Origin of the sequence: Rhizobacter sp., assembly GCA_019635355.1 — a bacterium.
Taxonomy (GTDB): domain Bacteria; phylum Pseudomonadota; class Gammaproteobacteria; order Burkholderiales; family Burkholderiaceae_C; genus Rhizobacter.
The window spans coordinates 2,039,144-2,055,252 of sequence record JAHBZQ010000001.1 but is presented as its reverse complement, the minus strand read 5'-3'; the positions used below and the strand labels follow the sequence as shown (position 1 = coordinate 2,055,252).

Genomic DNA, 16,109 nt, shown 5'->3' with positions numbered 1-16,109 from the left:
TGTGGGTTCCCTGTGGTGACGTTGATCTTCTTGGCTGGGGTCGGCGGAGCCGGCGGCATGACAGCCCGCGCGGCGCCGCAAGGGCTACGCTTCCAGGCGGAAGGTGCCCACCACCTTGCTGAGGTTGCCAGCCTGCTGCTGCAGGCTGTCGGCGGCGGCGGCGCTCTGTTCGACGAGCGCTGCGTTTTGCTGGGTCATCTGGTCGAGCTGGCTCACGGCGCTGTTGACCTGGCCGATGCCGTCGCTCTGCTCGCTGGCGGCGGCGGTGATCTCGCCGATGATGTCGGTCACGCGCTGCACCGAGCCCACGATCTCGGTCATGGTGGCGCCGGCGTCGGCGACCAGGCGCGAGCCGGCTTCCACCTTGTCGACGGAGCTGCCGATCAGGCCCTTGATCTCGCGTGCCGCTTCGGCGCTGCGCTGGGCCAGCGAGCGCACTTCGCTCGCCACCACCGCGAAGCCACGGCCTTGCTCGCCGGCGCGGGCGGCTTCCACCGCGGCATTCAGCGCGAGGATGTTGGTCTGGAAGGCGATGCCGTCGATCACGCCGATGATGTCGGCGATCTTCTTCGAGCTCGCGTTGATCTCGTTCATGGTCGAGACGACCTGCGAGACCACGCTGCCGCCACGCTGCGCCACTTCGGCCGCTGACGAGGCGAGCTGGTTGGCCTGGCGGGCCGAGTCGGCGCTTTGCTTCACCGTGCCGGTGAGCTGCTCCATGGAGCTGGCGGTCTGCTGCAGGTTGCTCGCGGCCTGCTCGGTGCGCGAGGAGAGGTCGCTGTTGCCCGAGGCGATCTCGGCCGAGGCGGTGCCGATGCTGTCGGTGGAGGTGCGCACCTGGCGGATGGTGTCGCGCAGCGATTGCTGCATGCCGGCCAGGGCCTGCAGCAGGCGGGCGGCTTCGTCCTTCCCGCGGGTGTCGACGTGGCGCTCGGCGAGGTCGCCGTGGGCGATGGCCTTGGCGAGCGCCTCGGCCTGGTCGAGCGGCTTGCAGATCGAGTGCATGTTGGCCAGCGTGAGCGGCAGGATGATCACGAGCAGCACGCCAATGGCGCCGAGCAGCACGAAGGTGACGGTGCGGCCCGAGGCCTGCAGCCGCTGCTGGCCGGCGGCGGCCGACGCGTTGATCTCCTGCGCGAGCGAATCGACCGTGGCCTGCGCCGCGGTGTAGTCGGCCTGGGCGCGGCTCACCACCACGAGGGCGGCGCGGCCGGTGTCGAAGGACTGGGCCTCGAGCTGCTTCACGATGGGCATGAAGCGGGTCTTGAAGGCGGTGAGCTGGGCCATGGCCTTCTTCGCGTGTTCGGCCTGCGCGGGGTCGGCAAGGCCTTCGGCCAGCGTCTCGCCCAGCGCTTCGACTTCCTCGAAGGTCTTCATCCAGGCGTCGCGTGCCTTGCCGAATTTCTCGGGCGACTCGTACTGGATCAGCATGTCTTTCTCATGCAGGCGCAGCTCGTTCATCGTGGTGCGCAGCGCGCCGATGCGCTGCAGCGACGCGAACTCCACGCTGAAGAACGACATGCTGACCGAGTTGCTGTAGGTCTGGCCGGCAAAGCCGACCGCACCCACGACCAAGAGCGAGGCGGCCACCACGAACACGGCGCCCAGCATGCGGGTGCGGATCGTGAAGCTTCGGATGAGGTGGTTGAGGTTCATCGAAGGTCCTTCTCGATGGCGGGCACAAAGAGGTGGCCGGGCGCGTGTGGCAGCCCGGCCGTCGGGGTCAGTGGCGGCTGCGGCGCACCAGGCTGCCGGTGTCGAGGATGAGGGCCACGCGGCCGTCGCCCATGATGGTGGCGCCCGAGACGTCGTTGACCTTGCGGTAGTTGGCTTCGAGGTTCTTCACCACCACCTGCTGCTGGCCGAGCAATTCGTCCACCAGCAGGGCGATGCGGCCGCCTTCGGCTTCCACCACCACCATGATCCCGCTCACGTGCTCGAAGTCGAAACGCGGCACGCTGAACACGTGCTCGAGTTCCAGCACCGGCATGTACTCGTCGCGCACGCTCACCACACGGCCACTGCCGCCGATGGTCTTGACCATGTCGGGCTGCACCTGGAACGATTCGACGACCGAGCTGAGCGGGAGGATGTAGACCTCTTCGCCCACACCCACCGACATGCCGTCCATGATGGCCAGCGTGAGGGGCAGGCGCACCGAGACGCGCATGCCGTAGCCTTCGGCCGAGTCGATCTCGACCGAGCCGCCCAGCGCGGTGATGTTCTTCTTGACCACGTCCATGCCCACACCGCGGCCCGACACGTCGGTCACGACTTCGGCGGTGCTGAAACCCGGGGCGAAGATGAGGCCCCAGACTTCCTGGTCGGTCATCGAATCCGGGGCGTGGATGCCACGCTCGCGGGCCTTCTTGAGCAGCTTCTCGCGCGACAGGCCGCGGCCGTCGTCGCGCACCTCGATCACGATGCTTCCGCCCTGGTGCGAGGCGCTGAGCGTGATGGTGCCGGTCTCGGGCTTGCCCTTGGCCAGGCGGTCGGCGGGCGACTCGATGCCGTGGTCGCAGGAGTTGCGCACGAGGTGGGTCAGCGGGTCGGTGATCTTTTCCACCAGGCCCTTGTCGAGTTCGGTGGCTTCGCCGAGCGTCACGAAGTCGACCTTCTTGCCAAGCTTGGCCGCCAGGTCGCGCAGCATGCGCGGGAAGCGGCTGAACACCACCGACATCGGAATCATGCGGATCGACATCACCGACTCTTGCAGGTCGCGGGTGTTGCGATCGAGGTCGGCGAGGCCGGCGGCCAGCTGCTGGTAGACGGCGGGGTCGAGGCCCTGCGTGTTCTGGGCCAGCATGGCCTGGGTGATGACGAGTTCGCCGACGAGGTTGATGAGCTGGTCGACCTTCTCGACCGACACGCGCAGCGTCGAGGCTTCGACGGCGGCAGCGGGCCTGTCGGACTTGACGACGGCCTTGGACGACGACGGGGCAGCCTTCGGAGCCGGTGCGGCGTCGCTCGTGCTGGTGGGGGTCGCGGCAGCGGGTGCGGCGGCATTCGGGGCACCGGGGGCGTCGTCGAAGAAGCCGTAGCCGACGTCGGCCTTCTCTTCTTCAGGCGCGCCGGGAGCGCCATTGTGGAAACCATAGCCCGGGCCGAGCGGCAGGATCTGCACCTGCTCGCGCGCCACGTGGAAGGTGAAGAGGTCCAGCAGGTCGGAGTCGCTGCTGGTGGTGCAGACCTTGAAGCGGCGCACGCCGTCGGCGGCCATGCCGTTGTCGAGCGGCTCGATGGTGCCGAGGTCGGTGATTTCCTTGAACAGGTCGAGGATGTTGTTGGCCTGCTCGGGCTTGTCCATCGGGCCCACGCGAAGCTCCAGCAGGCGGGCGCCGTCTTTCGCGGCAGCCGGTGCGGCTTCTGCGGCCGCCGGGGCGGGCGCGGCCACGGCGGCGGGCGCCGGCGCGGCCACGGGGGCGGCGACCATCGGCGTTTCGCCGGACGACATCGCGCGGATGTTGAACAGCAGCTCGGTGGTGTCGAGTTCCTCGCCTTCGCCGTTGTTCTGGTGGCGTGCGAGCTGGGCGCGCAGCGCGTCGCCCGACTGCAGCAGCACGTCGACCATCGCCGCGGTGGGCTCGAGTTCGTGGCGGCGCAGCTTGTCGAGCAGCGTCTCCATCTGGTGCGTCAGCTCGGCCACATCCTTGAAGCCGAAGGTGGCCGCGCCACCCTTGATCGAGTGCGCGCAGCGGAAGATGGCATTCATCTCCTCGTCGTCGGCGGCTTCGACGTCGAAGTCGAGCAGCAGCTTCTCCATGCGGTCGAGGTTCTCGCCCGCTTCTTCGAAGAAGACTTGATAAAACTGGCTCAGGTCGATGCCGGCGCTCAGGTTCGCGCCTTCTTGAGACATCTCACCCATGTCGTGCTCCTGGTGTCGTGTTGTGCGGTGCGGATGCGAGGTCGTTTACTTGACGACCTTCTTGATCACTTCGATCAGCTTGGCCGGATCGAAGGGCTTGACCAGCCAACCGGTGGCCCCGGCGGCGCGGCCCGCCTGCTTCATCTGGTCGCTCGACTCGGTGGTGAGGATCAGGATCGGCGTGGCCTTGAACTTCGGGTTGTCGCGAAGCTTCTTGGTCAGGCTGATGCCGTCCATGCGGGGCATGTTCTGGTCGGTCAGCACGAGGTCGAAGTCACGGGCGTTCGATTTCTCGAACGCGTCCTGGCCATCCACCGCCTCGACGACGTTGTAGCCGGCGCTCTTGAGCGTGAACGAGACCATCTGGCGCATGGAGGCGGAATCGTCGACCGCGAGGATTGATTGCATGGCTTTCTCCGGGGGAACTCGATGGATTTCGGTTGAATGGGGGGAGTCTTTAGCGGCTCAGAAGAGTTCGATGGACCCGACGTCCATCTCGGCCTGTGTCACGGGGTTGGGCCGCAGCGGCACTTCCTCTGCGGCGGCCATGCCGTCTTCGTCGTCGGCAAAGGCTTCGCGGGCCAGGCGGTCGACGCAGCTGCGCAGGCGCTTGTGCGTGTGGTTGATCAGCTGCGAGGCCATGTCCTGGAACTGCAGGGCCGTGACGGCGCCGCCCAGGTTCTGCATCACGTCGTCGAACACCGCTTCGCTTTCTTCCATCCCGTGGGGGTGGGAGCGCAGCGTGCGGATGTGCTCCGAGGCGCCGTGGAAGCGCTGCATCAGCGTGTCGCAGGCGTCGGCCAGCAGCGTTTGCAGCCGGTCGAGGTCGTTGCTCGCGGTCATCAGGTGGTCCTGCAGGTCGGCGGCCGCCTGCAAGGGCATGCCACCGCCCTGTTCGGGCCACGCCTGAGCGTCGTTCGCGTCTTCCATCAGCAGAGGTCTCCGCTCGAAATTCGGTAGGGGTGCGTGGCCCATGCCACGCACGAGGGGTATCTGGAAACATTTTTCGGCAGCTGGCCGGCAGACATAAGGGCGATCACGGCCCGGAAGGGGCGCCAATTCGGGACATCGCGCACGCTTTGCGACCATGTTGTGGCCTTGTTGGCATACTGGCCTCATGCCTCCCTTCGCCCCGCAAGAGAAGCGGCTGCGGCTGCTGCACCTGGAAGACTCCGAGCTGGACCACCAGCTCATGGTGGCCCACCTGCGCCGCGACGGTCTCGTGGCCGAAACGACCCGGGTCGACTCGGAAGCGGCTTTCCTGGCCGCCCTCGACGCCGAGCCGCCGTGGGACGTGGTCGTCTCCGACTACAACCTGCCGGGGTTCTCGGGCCTGGTGGCGCTCGACCTCATCAAGGCCAGCGGCAAGAACATCCCGTTCATCCTCGTCTCGGGCGAGATCGGCGAGGACACCGCGGTCGAGGCCATGCGCAACGGCGCCTCCGACTACCTGCTGAAAAACAACCTGACCCGCCTCGCCCCGGCACTTCTTCACGCCGTGGAGACCCACGAGCTGCAGCTGGCCCGACAGCGCGCCGACCGCGAGCTGGGCGAGTCGAAGCAGCGGGTGCACGAGCTGGCCCAGCACCTGCAGGTGAGCGTGGAGCAGGAGCGCGCCGCGATCGCGCGAGAAATCCACGACGACGTGGGGGGCTCGCTCACCGCGCTCAAGTTCGACCTGGCCTGGATCGCCCGCCACAGCGACTCACCCGAGGTGCTGGCGCGCGTCAACTCGGCGCTCGAGACTGTGAGCCATGCTATCGAGGCCAGCCAGCGGGTCATGCACAACCTTCGCCCGGCGATCCTGGAACAGGGCCTGGTCGCCGCCCTGCAGTGGATGGCCAGCCGCTTCGAGAAGCGCACCGGCATCACCTGCGAATTCCGCAGCCGCCACGAGCACCTGACGCTGCCGCCGGGCGTGCCGCTGGTGGCCTACCGCACCGCGCAGGAGGCGTTGACCAACGTGTCCAAGCATGCGCAGGCCTCGGCGGTGCACATCGACCTGTCGCTCGCGGGCGGGGTGCTCTCGCTCGAGGTGAGCGACAACGGCCGGGGCCTCAACCAGGACGACCTCGCCAAGGCACGCTCCTTCGGCATCCGCGGCCTACATGAGCGGGCGGGCACGGTGGGCGGCTGGGTCGACCTCTCCAGCGGGCCGGGCGGCACCACGCTCATCCTGTCGGTGCCGCTGGAGCCCGACACCGACAACATGGACCTCGAAATCACCGAGCCCGGCGAACTGAAAGACCCTTCCGGCCCCTACGATCCGACGGTGTGGGGCGCTCTATGATCGTTTCCCCATCTTCGTTGTTGTGTGAGTCAGCAGCCACCTCATGATCAAAGTCCTGCTCTGCGACGACCACGCGCTCATCCGGCGCGGCATCCGCGACACGCTCTCCGACGCGCCCGACATCCAGGTGATCGGCGAGGCCGGCGACTACGGCGAGCTGCGCACCCTGATGCGCACCGTTGGCGAGGCCGATGTGCTGGTGCTCGACATCAACCTGCCGGGGCGCAGTGGGCTCGACGTGCTGCATGTCCTCAAGGATGAGGGGACGACCATGCGGGTGCTGGTGGTGTCGATGTATCCGGAGGACCAGTACGCGATCCGCGCGCTGCGTGCGGGTGCCTATGGCTATGTGAACAAGGGTGGCGACCCGGCGGTCATCGTGCAGGCGGTTCGTACCGTCGGGCAAGGGCGGAAGTATGTGACGCCTGAGATTGCGCAGATGCTGGTGGAGTCGTTGACGACGCCGGGAGCTGAGGCGGCGCATGAGAAGTTGTCGGATCGGGAGTTGCAGACGCTGGTGATGATTGCTTCTGGGAAGCGTCTTTCCGACATTGCGGAGGAGCTCACGCTTTCGCCTAAGACGGTGTCTGTTTATCGGGCTCGGGTGTTGGAGAAGCTTGGGCTTTCTAATAATTCGGAGATGACGGTTTACGCGATTCGGAATGGGCTGGTGGGGGGGGAGTAGGTTTCTCCACTGCGTGGTGGCTTGCCGGGATTTCGCCCCGGCGGGCGACCTTCTTTTCTTTGCTTGCCCAAAGAAAAGAAGGCAAAAGAAAGGGCCCCCCGTTCGCCGGTCGGCCTAGGGCCGACTACTCTGCGCTGCTCGGTCTTTGTGGGTCGGGTCGAACTCACTACGCGGCCTGTGGCCGCTGCGTTCAGACAGGCGCCCCGAAGTCAGAGGACGAAGCGCGCTCACGCGCGCCCCACAAAGCCCTGCGCTGCTCGACGGCTCTCAAGGGCCCCGGGAAACCCTCGCCAGCTTCGCTGGCCTCGTACTCTCGGCTCGCTTCGCCTCGTGCTGGGTTGGGTTTGTGCCCCACCCCCCCCACCGTTCGGGCTGAGCCTGTCGAAGCCAGCGTGTGGCACAGGCCCTTCGACAAGCTCAGGGCGAACGGTGATATGAGGCCGAACAGGGGGAGGCGAGGCGATGCGAAGCGAGCCGTATCGCACCGCTTCCCGTGGGTGGCGTCGAGGAGCGCAGGGCTTGAGGGGCGCGCGCGCAAGCGCGCTTCGTGAACTGACTTCGCGCCGCCTGTCTGAACGCAGCGGCCAACGGCCGCGAAGTGAGTTCGGCGCGGCCCCTCAAGACCGAGCACCGCAGAGCAGTCCGGCCTGCGGCCGGACCGCCACCGTCGGGTCGCCTTTTCTTGGTTACTTCTTTTGGCGAAGCAAAAGAAGTAACTCGCCCGCCGGGGCGAGACCCGGCATGCCGCCACGCAGTGCCCCAAATGCAAAAGGGCGACCAAACGGCCGCCCTCACGCAAGAGAAGAGAAAAACTCAGAACCCGAGACTCGCCAGGAGATCGTCCACTTCACCCTGGTTCGTGACCACGTCGGTCCGCCCCTCAGGGTTCACCACCGGCCCATTCAGCGCCGCATTGGTGTGCTCAATCACCTTCTGCGCCTCAGGCGGCGCCGCCTGCACCAGCAGTTTCACCAGGCTGTCCTCCAGGTCGGCCGCCAACGACACCACCTTGGCCACCACCTGCCCCGTGAGGTCATGAAAGTCCTGCGCCATCATGATGTCGGTGAGGTGCTGGTCGATGCGCGCCGTGGCAGCCTCGACGTCGCCCACGAAGTTCATCACCGAGCCCGAGGCCACGGCCTTCACCGGGTCGGCCACGATCGCCGCGGCGATGCGGCGTGTCTCGGCGGCGATGGCGTTGTGTTCCACCTTCGCCTGGTCGACCGAGTTCAACACCTTGTTGGCGGCATTGCCGGTCTTCTCGGCGATGTAGTTCAAGCGGCTGCGTGCGTCGGGCAGGCCGTTGGCGGCGTTTTGCAGCTTGGGCATCACACCCAGCTGGTGCAGGGTGTCGTGCAGCTGGCGCGTGATCATGCCGAGTTGCTGGAACACCTCGGGCGAGGCGCCGCCTTGGGTCGGGGCCGCTGCCGGGGCCGGTGCCGACAGCACGGCGATGTCGTCCATCTTCATGGTTCCCCCCTCCTCAGGCCGCGGTGGCCAGTTTTTGCATGATCTTTTGAACCTTCTCCTCCAAGGTGGCCTTGGTGAAAGGTTTGACGATGTAGCCGGCGGCGCCATCCTGGGCGGCGCGCACGATGTCTTCCTTGCGGGCTTCGGCCGTGACCATCAGCACCGGGATGTGCTTCAGGCTTGCTTCGGCCTTGATGGCGGCCAACAGCTCGAAGCCGTTCATGTTGGGCATGTTGATGTCGCTGACGACGAAGTCGAACTTCGCGTTCTTCAGCAGGTTGAGGGCCGCCACGCCGTCTTCGGCTTCTTCGGCGTTGTTGTAGCCGAGCTCCTTCAGCAGGCCACGCACGATGCGGCGCATGGTGGAGAAGTCGTCGACGATCAGGAACTTCATGTCAGGGTTGCTCATGGCGGGACCTCGCAGTGCTACTGCCGCTGTTATCGGGCGTTCGGATTGGTTATTGAGGGGGCGACACCGGCTTCAGGTGCGACTTTGGGCACAGCTGGTGCCGTCGTCGGCGGTTCTTCGGCAGGGGGCGGCTTGTTGAAGAAGCGGTCTTCCGCGTCGCGGTTCATCACGATGATGCTGATGCGCCGGTTGCTCGGGGCGAGCGGATCGTCTTTCTCGAAGGGCACGCTGGAGGCCAGGCCCTGCACGCGCAGCACACGGTCGAGCGGCAGGCCGCCCGCGGTGAGCTCGCGGCGCGAGGCGTTGGCGCGGTCGGCCGAGAGCTCCCAGTTGCCATAGCCCATGCCGTTGCGGTCGGCGGCGAAGGGCTGGGCGTCGGTGTGGCCTTCGAGGGTGAGGCGGTTGGGCACTTCGGCGAGCACCGAGCCGATGTCTCGCAGCAGCTCGCGCATGTAGGGCTTCACCACGGCGCTGCCGCTGTCGAACATGGGGCGGCTCTGCTCGTCGATGATCTGGATGCGCAGGCCGTCGGCGGTCATGTCGAGCTTGACCTGGTTCTTCACGTTGCCGAAGCGCTCGGCCTCGCGCAGCATCTTCTCGATGTGCGCCTTCACCTGCTCGAGCTTGCCGGTCTCGCCGGCCCGCTGCTCGGCGCGCATGGCGGCGAGGTTGATGGTGCTGCGGGTGGTGTCGATGTCGCCGCGCTTGACCTGGCCGCCCGAGCGGGTGAGGTCGGTGCCGCCACCCTTGACCACGTGCGACGAATCGCCCGAGCCGCTGCCCCCGGAGAGCAGGGCCACCTTGAGCGGCGAGTTGAAATAGTCGGCAATGCCCTTCTTGTCGCCCTCGGTCGTGGAGCCGAGCAGCCACATGAGCAGGAAGAAGGCCATCATCGCCGTCACGAAGTCGGCATACGCGATCTTCCACGCGCCACCATGAGCAGCGTGGCCGCCCTTCTTGACGCGCTTGATGATGATCGGTTGGAGCTTTTTCGAATCGCCAGCCATGTTGTCTCAGCCCTTGCCCAGCTCCGTTCGCACTGAGCTTGTCGAAGTGCAGCGAAGGGCTTCGACAAGCTCAGCCCGAACGGAGGTCAGGCGTGCTTTCACTTCTTGCCCTTCACGTGGCCTTCGAGTTCGGCGAAGGTCGGGCGCTCTGTCGAGTACAAGACCTTGCGGCCGAACTCGACCGCGACCTGCGGGGCGTAGCCCTGCATGCTGGCAAGCAGCGTGGTCTTGATGCACTGGAGTTCCTTGGTGCCTTCGTCGTTCTTCTGCTCCATCAGGCCGGCGAGCGGCTCGGCGACGGCGTAGGCGAGAAGAATGCCGAGGAAGGTGCCCACGAGCGCGGAGCCGATCATGCCGCCCAGGATGGCGGGCGGCTGGCCCACCGAGCCCATGGTGTTCACCACGCCCAGCACCGCGGCCACGATGCCGAAGGCGGGCAGGGCGCCGGCGAGCCGGGCGATCGCCGCTGCGGGCGCGTGGGCCTCGTGGTGGTGGGTGTCGATCTCGCTGTCCATCAGGCTTTCGATCTCGTGGGCGTTCAGGTTGCCCGAGACCATCATGCGCAGGTAGTCGGTGACGAACTCGACCACGTGGTGGTCGCTGCCCACCGTCGCGTATTTCTTGAAGAGGGCCGAGGTGTGCGGCTCTTCCACGTCCTTCTCGATCGACATCAGGCCTTCCTTGCGGGCCTTCTGCAGGATGTCGTAGAGCAGCGCGAGCAGCTCCATGTAGCGCGCCTTGGTGTACTTGCTGCCCTTGAGCAGGGTGGGCAGGGCGGCCATCGTGGCCTTGAGCACCTTGGGCTGGTTGTTCACCACGAAGGCGCCGAGTGCGCCGCCCAGGATGGCCATCAGTTCCGTCGGCAAGGCGTGGATGATCACGGACATGTTGCCGCCGTGAATGATGTAGGCCCCGAAGATGCAACCCAGGGCGACGCCGTAGCCAATAAGAACAAACATGGTCGTTGGTGTTTCGTCGTCACACCCGCTGGCTCTGATTGGCTGGCGGGCTCAGGGCTTTATCGGCCTCGAAGGAACGCGTCTTGAGTGAGTGTGTGCAGTCAAAGTGGCAATTGATCGCCTCAACAGGCCGGCTTTTGCGGCCCAAACCGCCCGGCCGCCCAAAAAAAACGGACCTCGAGAGGTCCGTCGGAAAGCACTTTCTAGGTGCCAGGAGGAGACAAAGCAAAAACTTGGGTACGAGAGGCTTATCGGTTCGTACCGGGAAGACTTGAGGGCTTTCGCGGTGCCAGGTGCACTCAGTGCATCTGGATGCCACCCGAGGCCTTGCCCTTGCCGGCGCGCGCCGGGGGGTTGCACAGGCCACAGGTGTAGTGCTTGCTGATCTCGTGCGGGTGGGTCACGAAATGGCCACCGCACTTGTTGCACTTGGTGAGGGTCAGCATGCCGTTGTCGACGAACTTCACCAGGCGCCAGGCGCGGGTGACGGACAACAGGGCTTCGAGGTTCTGGGCCTGGGTCTGTTCCAGGTACAGCTGGTAGGCCTTGATCACGGTGTCGATCTCGTCCATCTCGGCGACCTTGTTCAGGTACTCGTGGATGTTCATGAAGAGCGACGCGTGGATGTTGGGCTGCCAGGTCATGAACCAGTCGGTCGAGAAGGGCAGCTGGCCCTTGCTCGGCGACTTGCCAGACACTTCTTTATAGAGACGCAGCAGACGTTCGTAAGACAGGTCGGTTTCGGATTCCAGCACTTGCAGGCGGGCGCCCAGGTTGATGAGGGTCACGGCCCGTTCGATCTGCTTGGCTTCGGTGAGGATGCTCTTGGTGCGCATGGAATCTTCTCCTGGTGTCTTATTGGTAGGTGTTCAGCTCAGGCCGCTTCTTGGTGGCGGCCGGCCATCAGGATGGACGCATGCAGGCGGCTGGTGGTGTCGTTCGACGCGGCCTTGCCGTGGTTGGTGAGCAGGCCCCAGACCATGTCGTCGTCCATGCGGAAGCGGCACAGCAGCGTGTTGCCAGACGCGACCTTCATCATCTGAGCCGGGGTCAGAAGCGCAATCATCGAAGCGCTCTCTTCGCTGATGCCCAGGCGGAAGAGGGCTTGTTCGCGGTCCGAGCGGATGAGGCTCTGGGCCAGCATCAGGTACGACAGGTTGGCTTCGCGGATTTCGGTCAGGATTTGGTCGGCGTTCATGCTGTTGTTCCTTGGGTCTGTCTGGTTGGTTGTCTGCTTGCGTTGCGATACGTCTCAACGTGGGATGGACTGTAAAGATCGGAATTGGGGGCCAACATCAGGCCGGTTCTGTGGCTTGAGTCCAGCTTCTTCTGTGGGGCTTGTCAGGCAACTTCCTACAAACGTAACCACATGCACGCCCTCTGTGACGCAGTGCACACGGGCGGGTGCTGGTTACCACTGATGCGGGGTGTAGGCGGCTGACATGGCGGCCTTCTTGTCAGCCGTTCGTGGCCGAGCGCACGCGCTCATGAGACTCGGGTTGCTCCACCCTCAAGAGCGGCCGCCGCCTGCCGAAAACATTCAGTGGCCTTCGGTGCCGTGAACAACGACTGAAACGCCACCTTCATTCGGCTTGACAAATTTCTAAAGTTCGGAAAAAGGCGGGCCGATAAGCAAACCAACGGGGACGGGAAACCAGAACCGGGGTCCGGAGTAAGCGGCCAAGTGTTTCGAGTCGAGCAACCTTAAGAAGCTCTTCGCGGGATCTGAGGATGACGCACGCCGGGCGCAGCAGGCAGAGGTTTGTAGCCCCTGCCAGTTCGAAGCGGAAGCAAGGCCATAACAGATTGAGGCCGAGCAACTGCGGAGGCAATGCCGGCGCTTGCCGGAAGTCACTTCAACCGTTATTGGAGATTTTCAAATGGCAATGACCATCAGCACCAACATCTTCTCGCTGAACGCTCAGCGCAACACCGCCGCCACGCAAAGCACGCTGGCCACGTCCATGCAGCGCCTGTCTTCTGGCCTGCGTGTGAACAGCGCCAAGGACGACGCCGCCGGCCTCGCCATCGCCGAGCGCATGAACTCGCAAGTGCGCGGCATGAACGTCGCCATGCGCAACGCCAACGACGGCATCTCGTTTGCGCAAACCGCTGAAGGCGCGCTCGCCAAGGTCGGCGACGCTCTGCAGCGTATGCGTGAACTGGCTGTGCAGTCGGCCAACGGCACCAACAACGCCGACGACCGCGACAACCTGCAGGCCGAATTCGCGCAGCTCAACTCCGAAGTCGACCGTATCGTGAGCGGCGCCAAGTTCAACGACACCGCGCTGCTCGACGGCTCGGTTGCCACCTTCACCTTCCAGGTGGGTGCCGGCACCGACACGACGGACACCATCGACGTGGACGCCGTGGACCTGAGCGCCACCGTCACCGCGGTCACCGCGCTGGACATCTCCGGTGCCGACGCCACGGGTGCCACCGCCGCGCTCGACGCGCTGGACACGGCCATCATCGACGTGACGACCGGCCGCGCCAACATGGGTGCCATCCAGAACCGCTTCGACTCGGTGATCGCCAACCTGCAGACGTCTGCCGAGAACCTCTCTGCAGCCCGTGGCCGCATCATGGACGCCGACTTCGCGGCCGAAACGATGAACCTGTCGCGTGCCCAGATCCTGCAGCAGGCCGGCACCGCGATGATCTCGCAGGCCAACCAGCTGCCGCAGCAAGTCCTGTCCCTGCTCCGCTAAGCAGGTCTTGATGCGCGAAGCCGGGGCGGCAACGCTGGCCCGCAGCAACGCCCCATCTCCGCTTCGGCGGGGTGGGGCGTGTCCTTTTGAGAAACGGCCGGTTTTCCGCCTTCTATTCGGCCATATGGTCCCGGCCGGCCCGTCAAACAATGCATTCCACAGGTCCTCGAAGGTGGCCTGGTACCACCGACCGTTAGGAGTGCAACATGCCCCAGACCATCAACACGAATCTGAACTCGCTGAATGCGCAGCGGAACCTGAGCATGTCTCAGGGCTCCTTGTCGATCGCCATGCAGCGCCTGTCGTCCGGCTTGCGCGTCAACAGCGCCAAGGACGACGCCGCCGGCCTCGCCATCGCTGAACGCATGAACGCCCAAGTGCGCGGCATGAACGTCGCCGCACGCAATGCCAACGACGGCATCTCGCTCGCGCAGACCGCTGAAGGCGCGCTCGGCAAGATCGGCGACGCCATGCAGCGCATGCGTGAGCTGTCCGTGCAGTCGGCCAACGGCACCAACAACTCGCAAGACCGCGACAACCTGCAGGCCGAGTTCCAGCAGCTGAACGACGAAGTGGCGCGCATCGTCTCGGGCACTCGCTTCAACGGCACCGTGCTCTTCGACGGCACCAGCACCACCTTCAACTTCCAGGTGGGCGCCGGCACCGACGCCACCGACACCCTGGCCATCAACACCGTCGACCTGACCGCCACCGTGGCCGCGATCGGCGCCCTGAACATCTCGGGCACCGACAACACCGGCGCCCTGGCGGCGATCACCGCCCTCGACACCGGCATCATGGACACCACCACGGCCCGCGCCACCTTCGGTGCGGCGCAGAACCGTTTCGACTCCGTGATCGCGAGCCTCACCGTCTTCGCCGAGAACCTCGCCGCCGCCCGCGGCCGGATCATGGACGCCGACTTCGCCGCTGAAACCGCTGCGCTCTCCCGTGCGCAGATCCTCCAGCAGGCCGGCAACGCGATGGTGGCCCAGGCCAACCAGCTGCCCCAGCAAGTTCTCACGCTGCTGCAACGGTAAAAAAATGCACTTCCGGGCTCAAGTTCCGGAAGTTCTCGCCGAAGACGGGATATCCGAGGAAGCTTGGATATTCCGTATTTGCGTTTGTGGGTCCTGACTTTTACGGCTCATGAGGCCAATCTTCAGGACCGGTTTGTAGGAGGTGTGAAATGGCTAGCGTCAGTTCGGCCGGTATCGGCAGCGGACTGGATGTCGAGTCGATCGTCACCAAGTTGATGTCGATCGAGCAGCGTCCCGTCACGCAACTCAAAACTCAGGCTTCGACCATCCAGACGAAGATCTCGGCCTACGGCCAGCTTCAGTCTGCGCTTTCCACGTTCCGCGACTCCTCCAACGCCCTCAGCCGCGCCACCACCTGGGGCGCCACCACCGCCAGCTCGTCGGACACCGGCGTGCGCGTCAGCACCTCCGAAGGAGCCCCGGTCGGCAACTACGCCATCGAAGTGACAACGCTCGCGGCCCCGCAGTCGGCCGTGACCGGCGCCTACGACTCCGCCGACGCCCTGGTCGGCCCCGGCACGCTGCGCGTGGAGATCGGCAGCTTCGGCCAGGCCGGCTTTGCGCCGCAACCCAACCTCGACGCCATCAACATCGACATCAGCGCCACCGACACCCTGACCACGGTGCGCAACAAGATCAACGCGGCCGGTGCCGGCGTCTCGGCCATCATCGTCAACGACGCGACCGGCGCGCGCATCATCATCAGCTCCACCAACCCGGGCAGCAGCAGCGTATTCCGCACGAGCGGCGATGGCGGTGCGGCGGCCTTCGCCTTCGAGCCCGGCCTCGACCCATCGCTCAACGCGATGACGCAGACCCAGGCCGCGGCCGATGCCCAACTCAAGATCAACGGCCTGGACGTCACCTCGCCCACCAACACCCTGACCGACGTGGTGCAGGGCCTGACCATCAACCTGCTGCAGCCCACCACCGGCGCCGCGCAGATCACGGTCGCGCAGGACAACGACGCGCTGAAGAAGTCGGTCGACACCTTCGTCGAGTCGTACAACGCGCTGGCCAAGATGCTGCGCACGCAGACCAAGTACGACGAAGCCACGCAGAAGGCGGGCTCCCTGCAGGGCGACAGCACGGCGGTCGGCCTGCAGCGCCAGCTGCGCAACGTGCTCACGAGCGAATCGCCCGCGAGTTCGGTCTACGAGACGATCAACGCGATCGGCATCACCCTGCAGGCCGACGGCACGCTCAAGGTCGACAGCACCAAGCTCACCGCCGCGCTCAACACCAACCCCGCCGAGGTGAAGAAGCTCTTCTCGGCCTACACGCCGCAGGTCAACGAGAACGACCCCGATGTCAACGGCATCGCGACCAGGCTGCGCATCTATGCCGACAAGGTGCTCGGCCTCGACGGCTCTCTCACCAGCAAGACCGAGGGCCTGAACACCAGCCTCAAGCTCAACCAGAAGCGGCAGGACGAACTCACCGACCGCCTGGCGCTCACCGAGGCACGGTTGCGGGCGCAGTACACCACGCTCGACACCAACATGGCCAAGATGTCGGCGCTCAACAGCTACATCACCAACCAGGTGGCGGCCTGGAACAAGAGTTCCTGAACTGAAGGCGGCCGGTCAGGGCGACAAGCGCTGAAAACCCGGCCAGTTCTGATGCGGTAGAAGGCTCAAGCAGGCCCAGGGTCGAACCGATAACTAGGCATC

At 65.4% G+C, this 16,109-nt stretch carries 15 protein-coding genes; 5 read left to right on the top strand and 10 right to left on the bottom strand.

From position 1 onward, the window contains the following. Positions 1–84: 84 nt before the first annotated feature. The 4 genes from KF892_09155 to KF892_09140 all read right to left on the bottom strand — a co-directional run bounded on the left by KF892_09155 (position 85) and on the right by KF892_09140 (position 4,795). Positions 85–1,611 carry a HAMP domain-containing protein gene (locus KF892_09155; GenBank protein MBX3625166.1) on the bottom strand — a complete coding sequence of 509 codons (1,527 nt, stop codon included), beginning with the start codon at positions 1,609–1,611 and terminating at the stop codon, positions 85–87. 112 nt (positions 1,612–1,723) lie between these two features. Beyond that, a complete protein-coding gene (locus KF892_09150; protein ID MBX3625165.1) occupies positions 1,724–3,865 on the bottom strand; it encodes a chemotaxis protein CheW in 2,142 nt (713 codons plus the stop codon). 45 nt (positions 3,866–3,910) lie between these two features. Next, the gene (locus KF892_09145) at positions 3,911–4,273 is read right to left on the bottom strand and encodes a response regulator (protein MBX3625164.1); all 363 of its coding nucleotides are present in this window, start codon (positions 4,271–4,273) and stop codon (positions 3,911–3,913) included. Positions 4,274–4,330: 57 nt separating this feature from the next. Beyond that, positions 4,331–4,795, bottom strand: a complete 465-nt coding sequence (locus KF892_09140) for a hypothetical protein (GenBank protein MBX3625163.1) — start codon at positions 4,793–4,795, stop codon at positions 4,331–4,333. 187 nt (positions 4,796–4,982) lie between these two features. Here KF892_09140 and KF892_09135 point away from each other — a divergent pair, with 187 nt between their 5' ends. Beyond that, complete coding sequence (locus KF892_09135) at positions 4,983–6,155, top strand: response regulator (protein MBX3625162.1); 1,173 nt, start codon at positions 4,983–4,985, stop codon at positions 6,153–6,155. Positions 6,156–6,198: 43 nt separating this feature from the next. After that, positions 6,199–6,840 (top strand): response regulator transcription factor, encoded by a 642-nt coding sequence (locus KF892_09130; protein ID MBX3625161.1) that lies wholly within the window; start codon positions 6,199–6,201, stop codon positions 6,838–6,840. An 813-nt stretch (positions 6,841–7,653) separates the two neighbouring features. Here KF892_09130 and KF892_09125 read toward each other — a convergent pair. The 6 genes from KF892_09125 to flhD all read right to left on the bottom strand — a co-directional run bounded on the left by KF892_09125 (position 7,654) and on the right by flhD (position 11,883). Next, complete coding sequence (locus tag KF892_09125; protein MBX3625160.1) at positions 7,654–8,310, bottom strand: protein phosphatase CheZ; 657 nt, start codon at positions 8,308–8,310, stop codon at positions 7,654–7,656. A 13-nt stretch (positions 8,311–8,323) separates the two neighbouring features. Further along, positions 8,324–8,719 (bottom strand): chemotaxis response regulator CheY, encoded by a 396-nt coding sequence (gene cheY, locus KF892_09120; protein MBX3625159.1) that lies wholly within the window; start codon positions 8,717–8,719, stop codon positions 8,324–8,326. 29 nt (positions 8,720–8,748) lie between these two features. Further along, a complete protein-coding gene (motB, locus tag KF892_09115; GenBank protein MBX3625158.1) occupies positions 8,749–9,726 on the bottom strand; it encodes a flagellar motor protein MotB in 978 nt (325 codons plus the stop codon). 98 nt (positions 9,727–9,824) lie between these two features. Further along, positions 9,825–10,685 carry a flagellar motor stator protein MotA gene (gene motA / locus KF892_09110; GenBank protein ID MBX3625157.1) on the bottom strand — a complete coding sequence of 287 codons (861 nt, stop codon included), beginning with the start codon at positions 10,683–10,685 and terminating at the stop codon, positions 9,825–9,827. Between the two features lie 299 nt (positions 10,686–10,984). Further along, the gene (flhC, locus tag KF892_09105) at positions 10,985–11,521 is read right to left on the bottom strand and encodes a flagellar transcriptional regulator FlhC (GenBank protein MBX3625156.1); all 537 of its coding nucleotides are present in this window, start codon (positions 11,519–11,521) and stop codon (positions 10,985–10,987) included. A 38-nt stretch (positions 11,522–11,559) separates the two neighbouring features. Further along, positions 11,560–11,883, bottom strand: coding sequence for a flagellar transcriptional regulator FlhD (gene flhD / locus KF892_09100; GenBank protein MBX3625155.1), 324 nt, complete (start codon positions 11,881–11,883; stop codon positions 11,560–11,562). A gap of 682 nt (positions 11,884–12,565) precedes the next feature. Here flhD and KF892_09095 point away from each other — a divergent pair. From KF892_09095 to fliD, 3 genes are all read left to right on the top strand, one after another. Next, positions 12,566–13,396: a flagellin FliC gene (locus KF892_09095; protein ID MBX3625154.1), complete on the top strand. Its 831-nt coding sequence runs from the start codon at positions 12,566–12,568 to the stop codon at positions 13,394–13,396. A 206-nt stretch (positions 13,397–13,602) separates the two neighbouring features. Continuing rightward, positions 13,603–14,436, top strand: coding sequence for a flagellin FliC (locus KF892_09090; protein ID MBX3625153.1), 834 nt, complete (start codon positions 13,603–13,605; stop codon positions 14,434–14,436). A 149-nt stretch (positions 14,437–14,585) separates the two neighbouring features. Continuing rightward, positions 14,586–16,007: a flagellar filament capping protein FliD gene (fliD, locus tag KF892_09085; protein ID MBX3625152.1), complete on the top strand. Its 1,422-nt coding sequence runs from the start codon at positions 14,586–14,588 to the stop codon at positions 16,005–16,007. Positions 16,008–16,109: the final 102 nt, after the last annotated feature.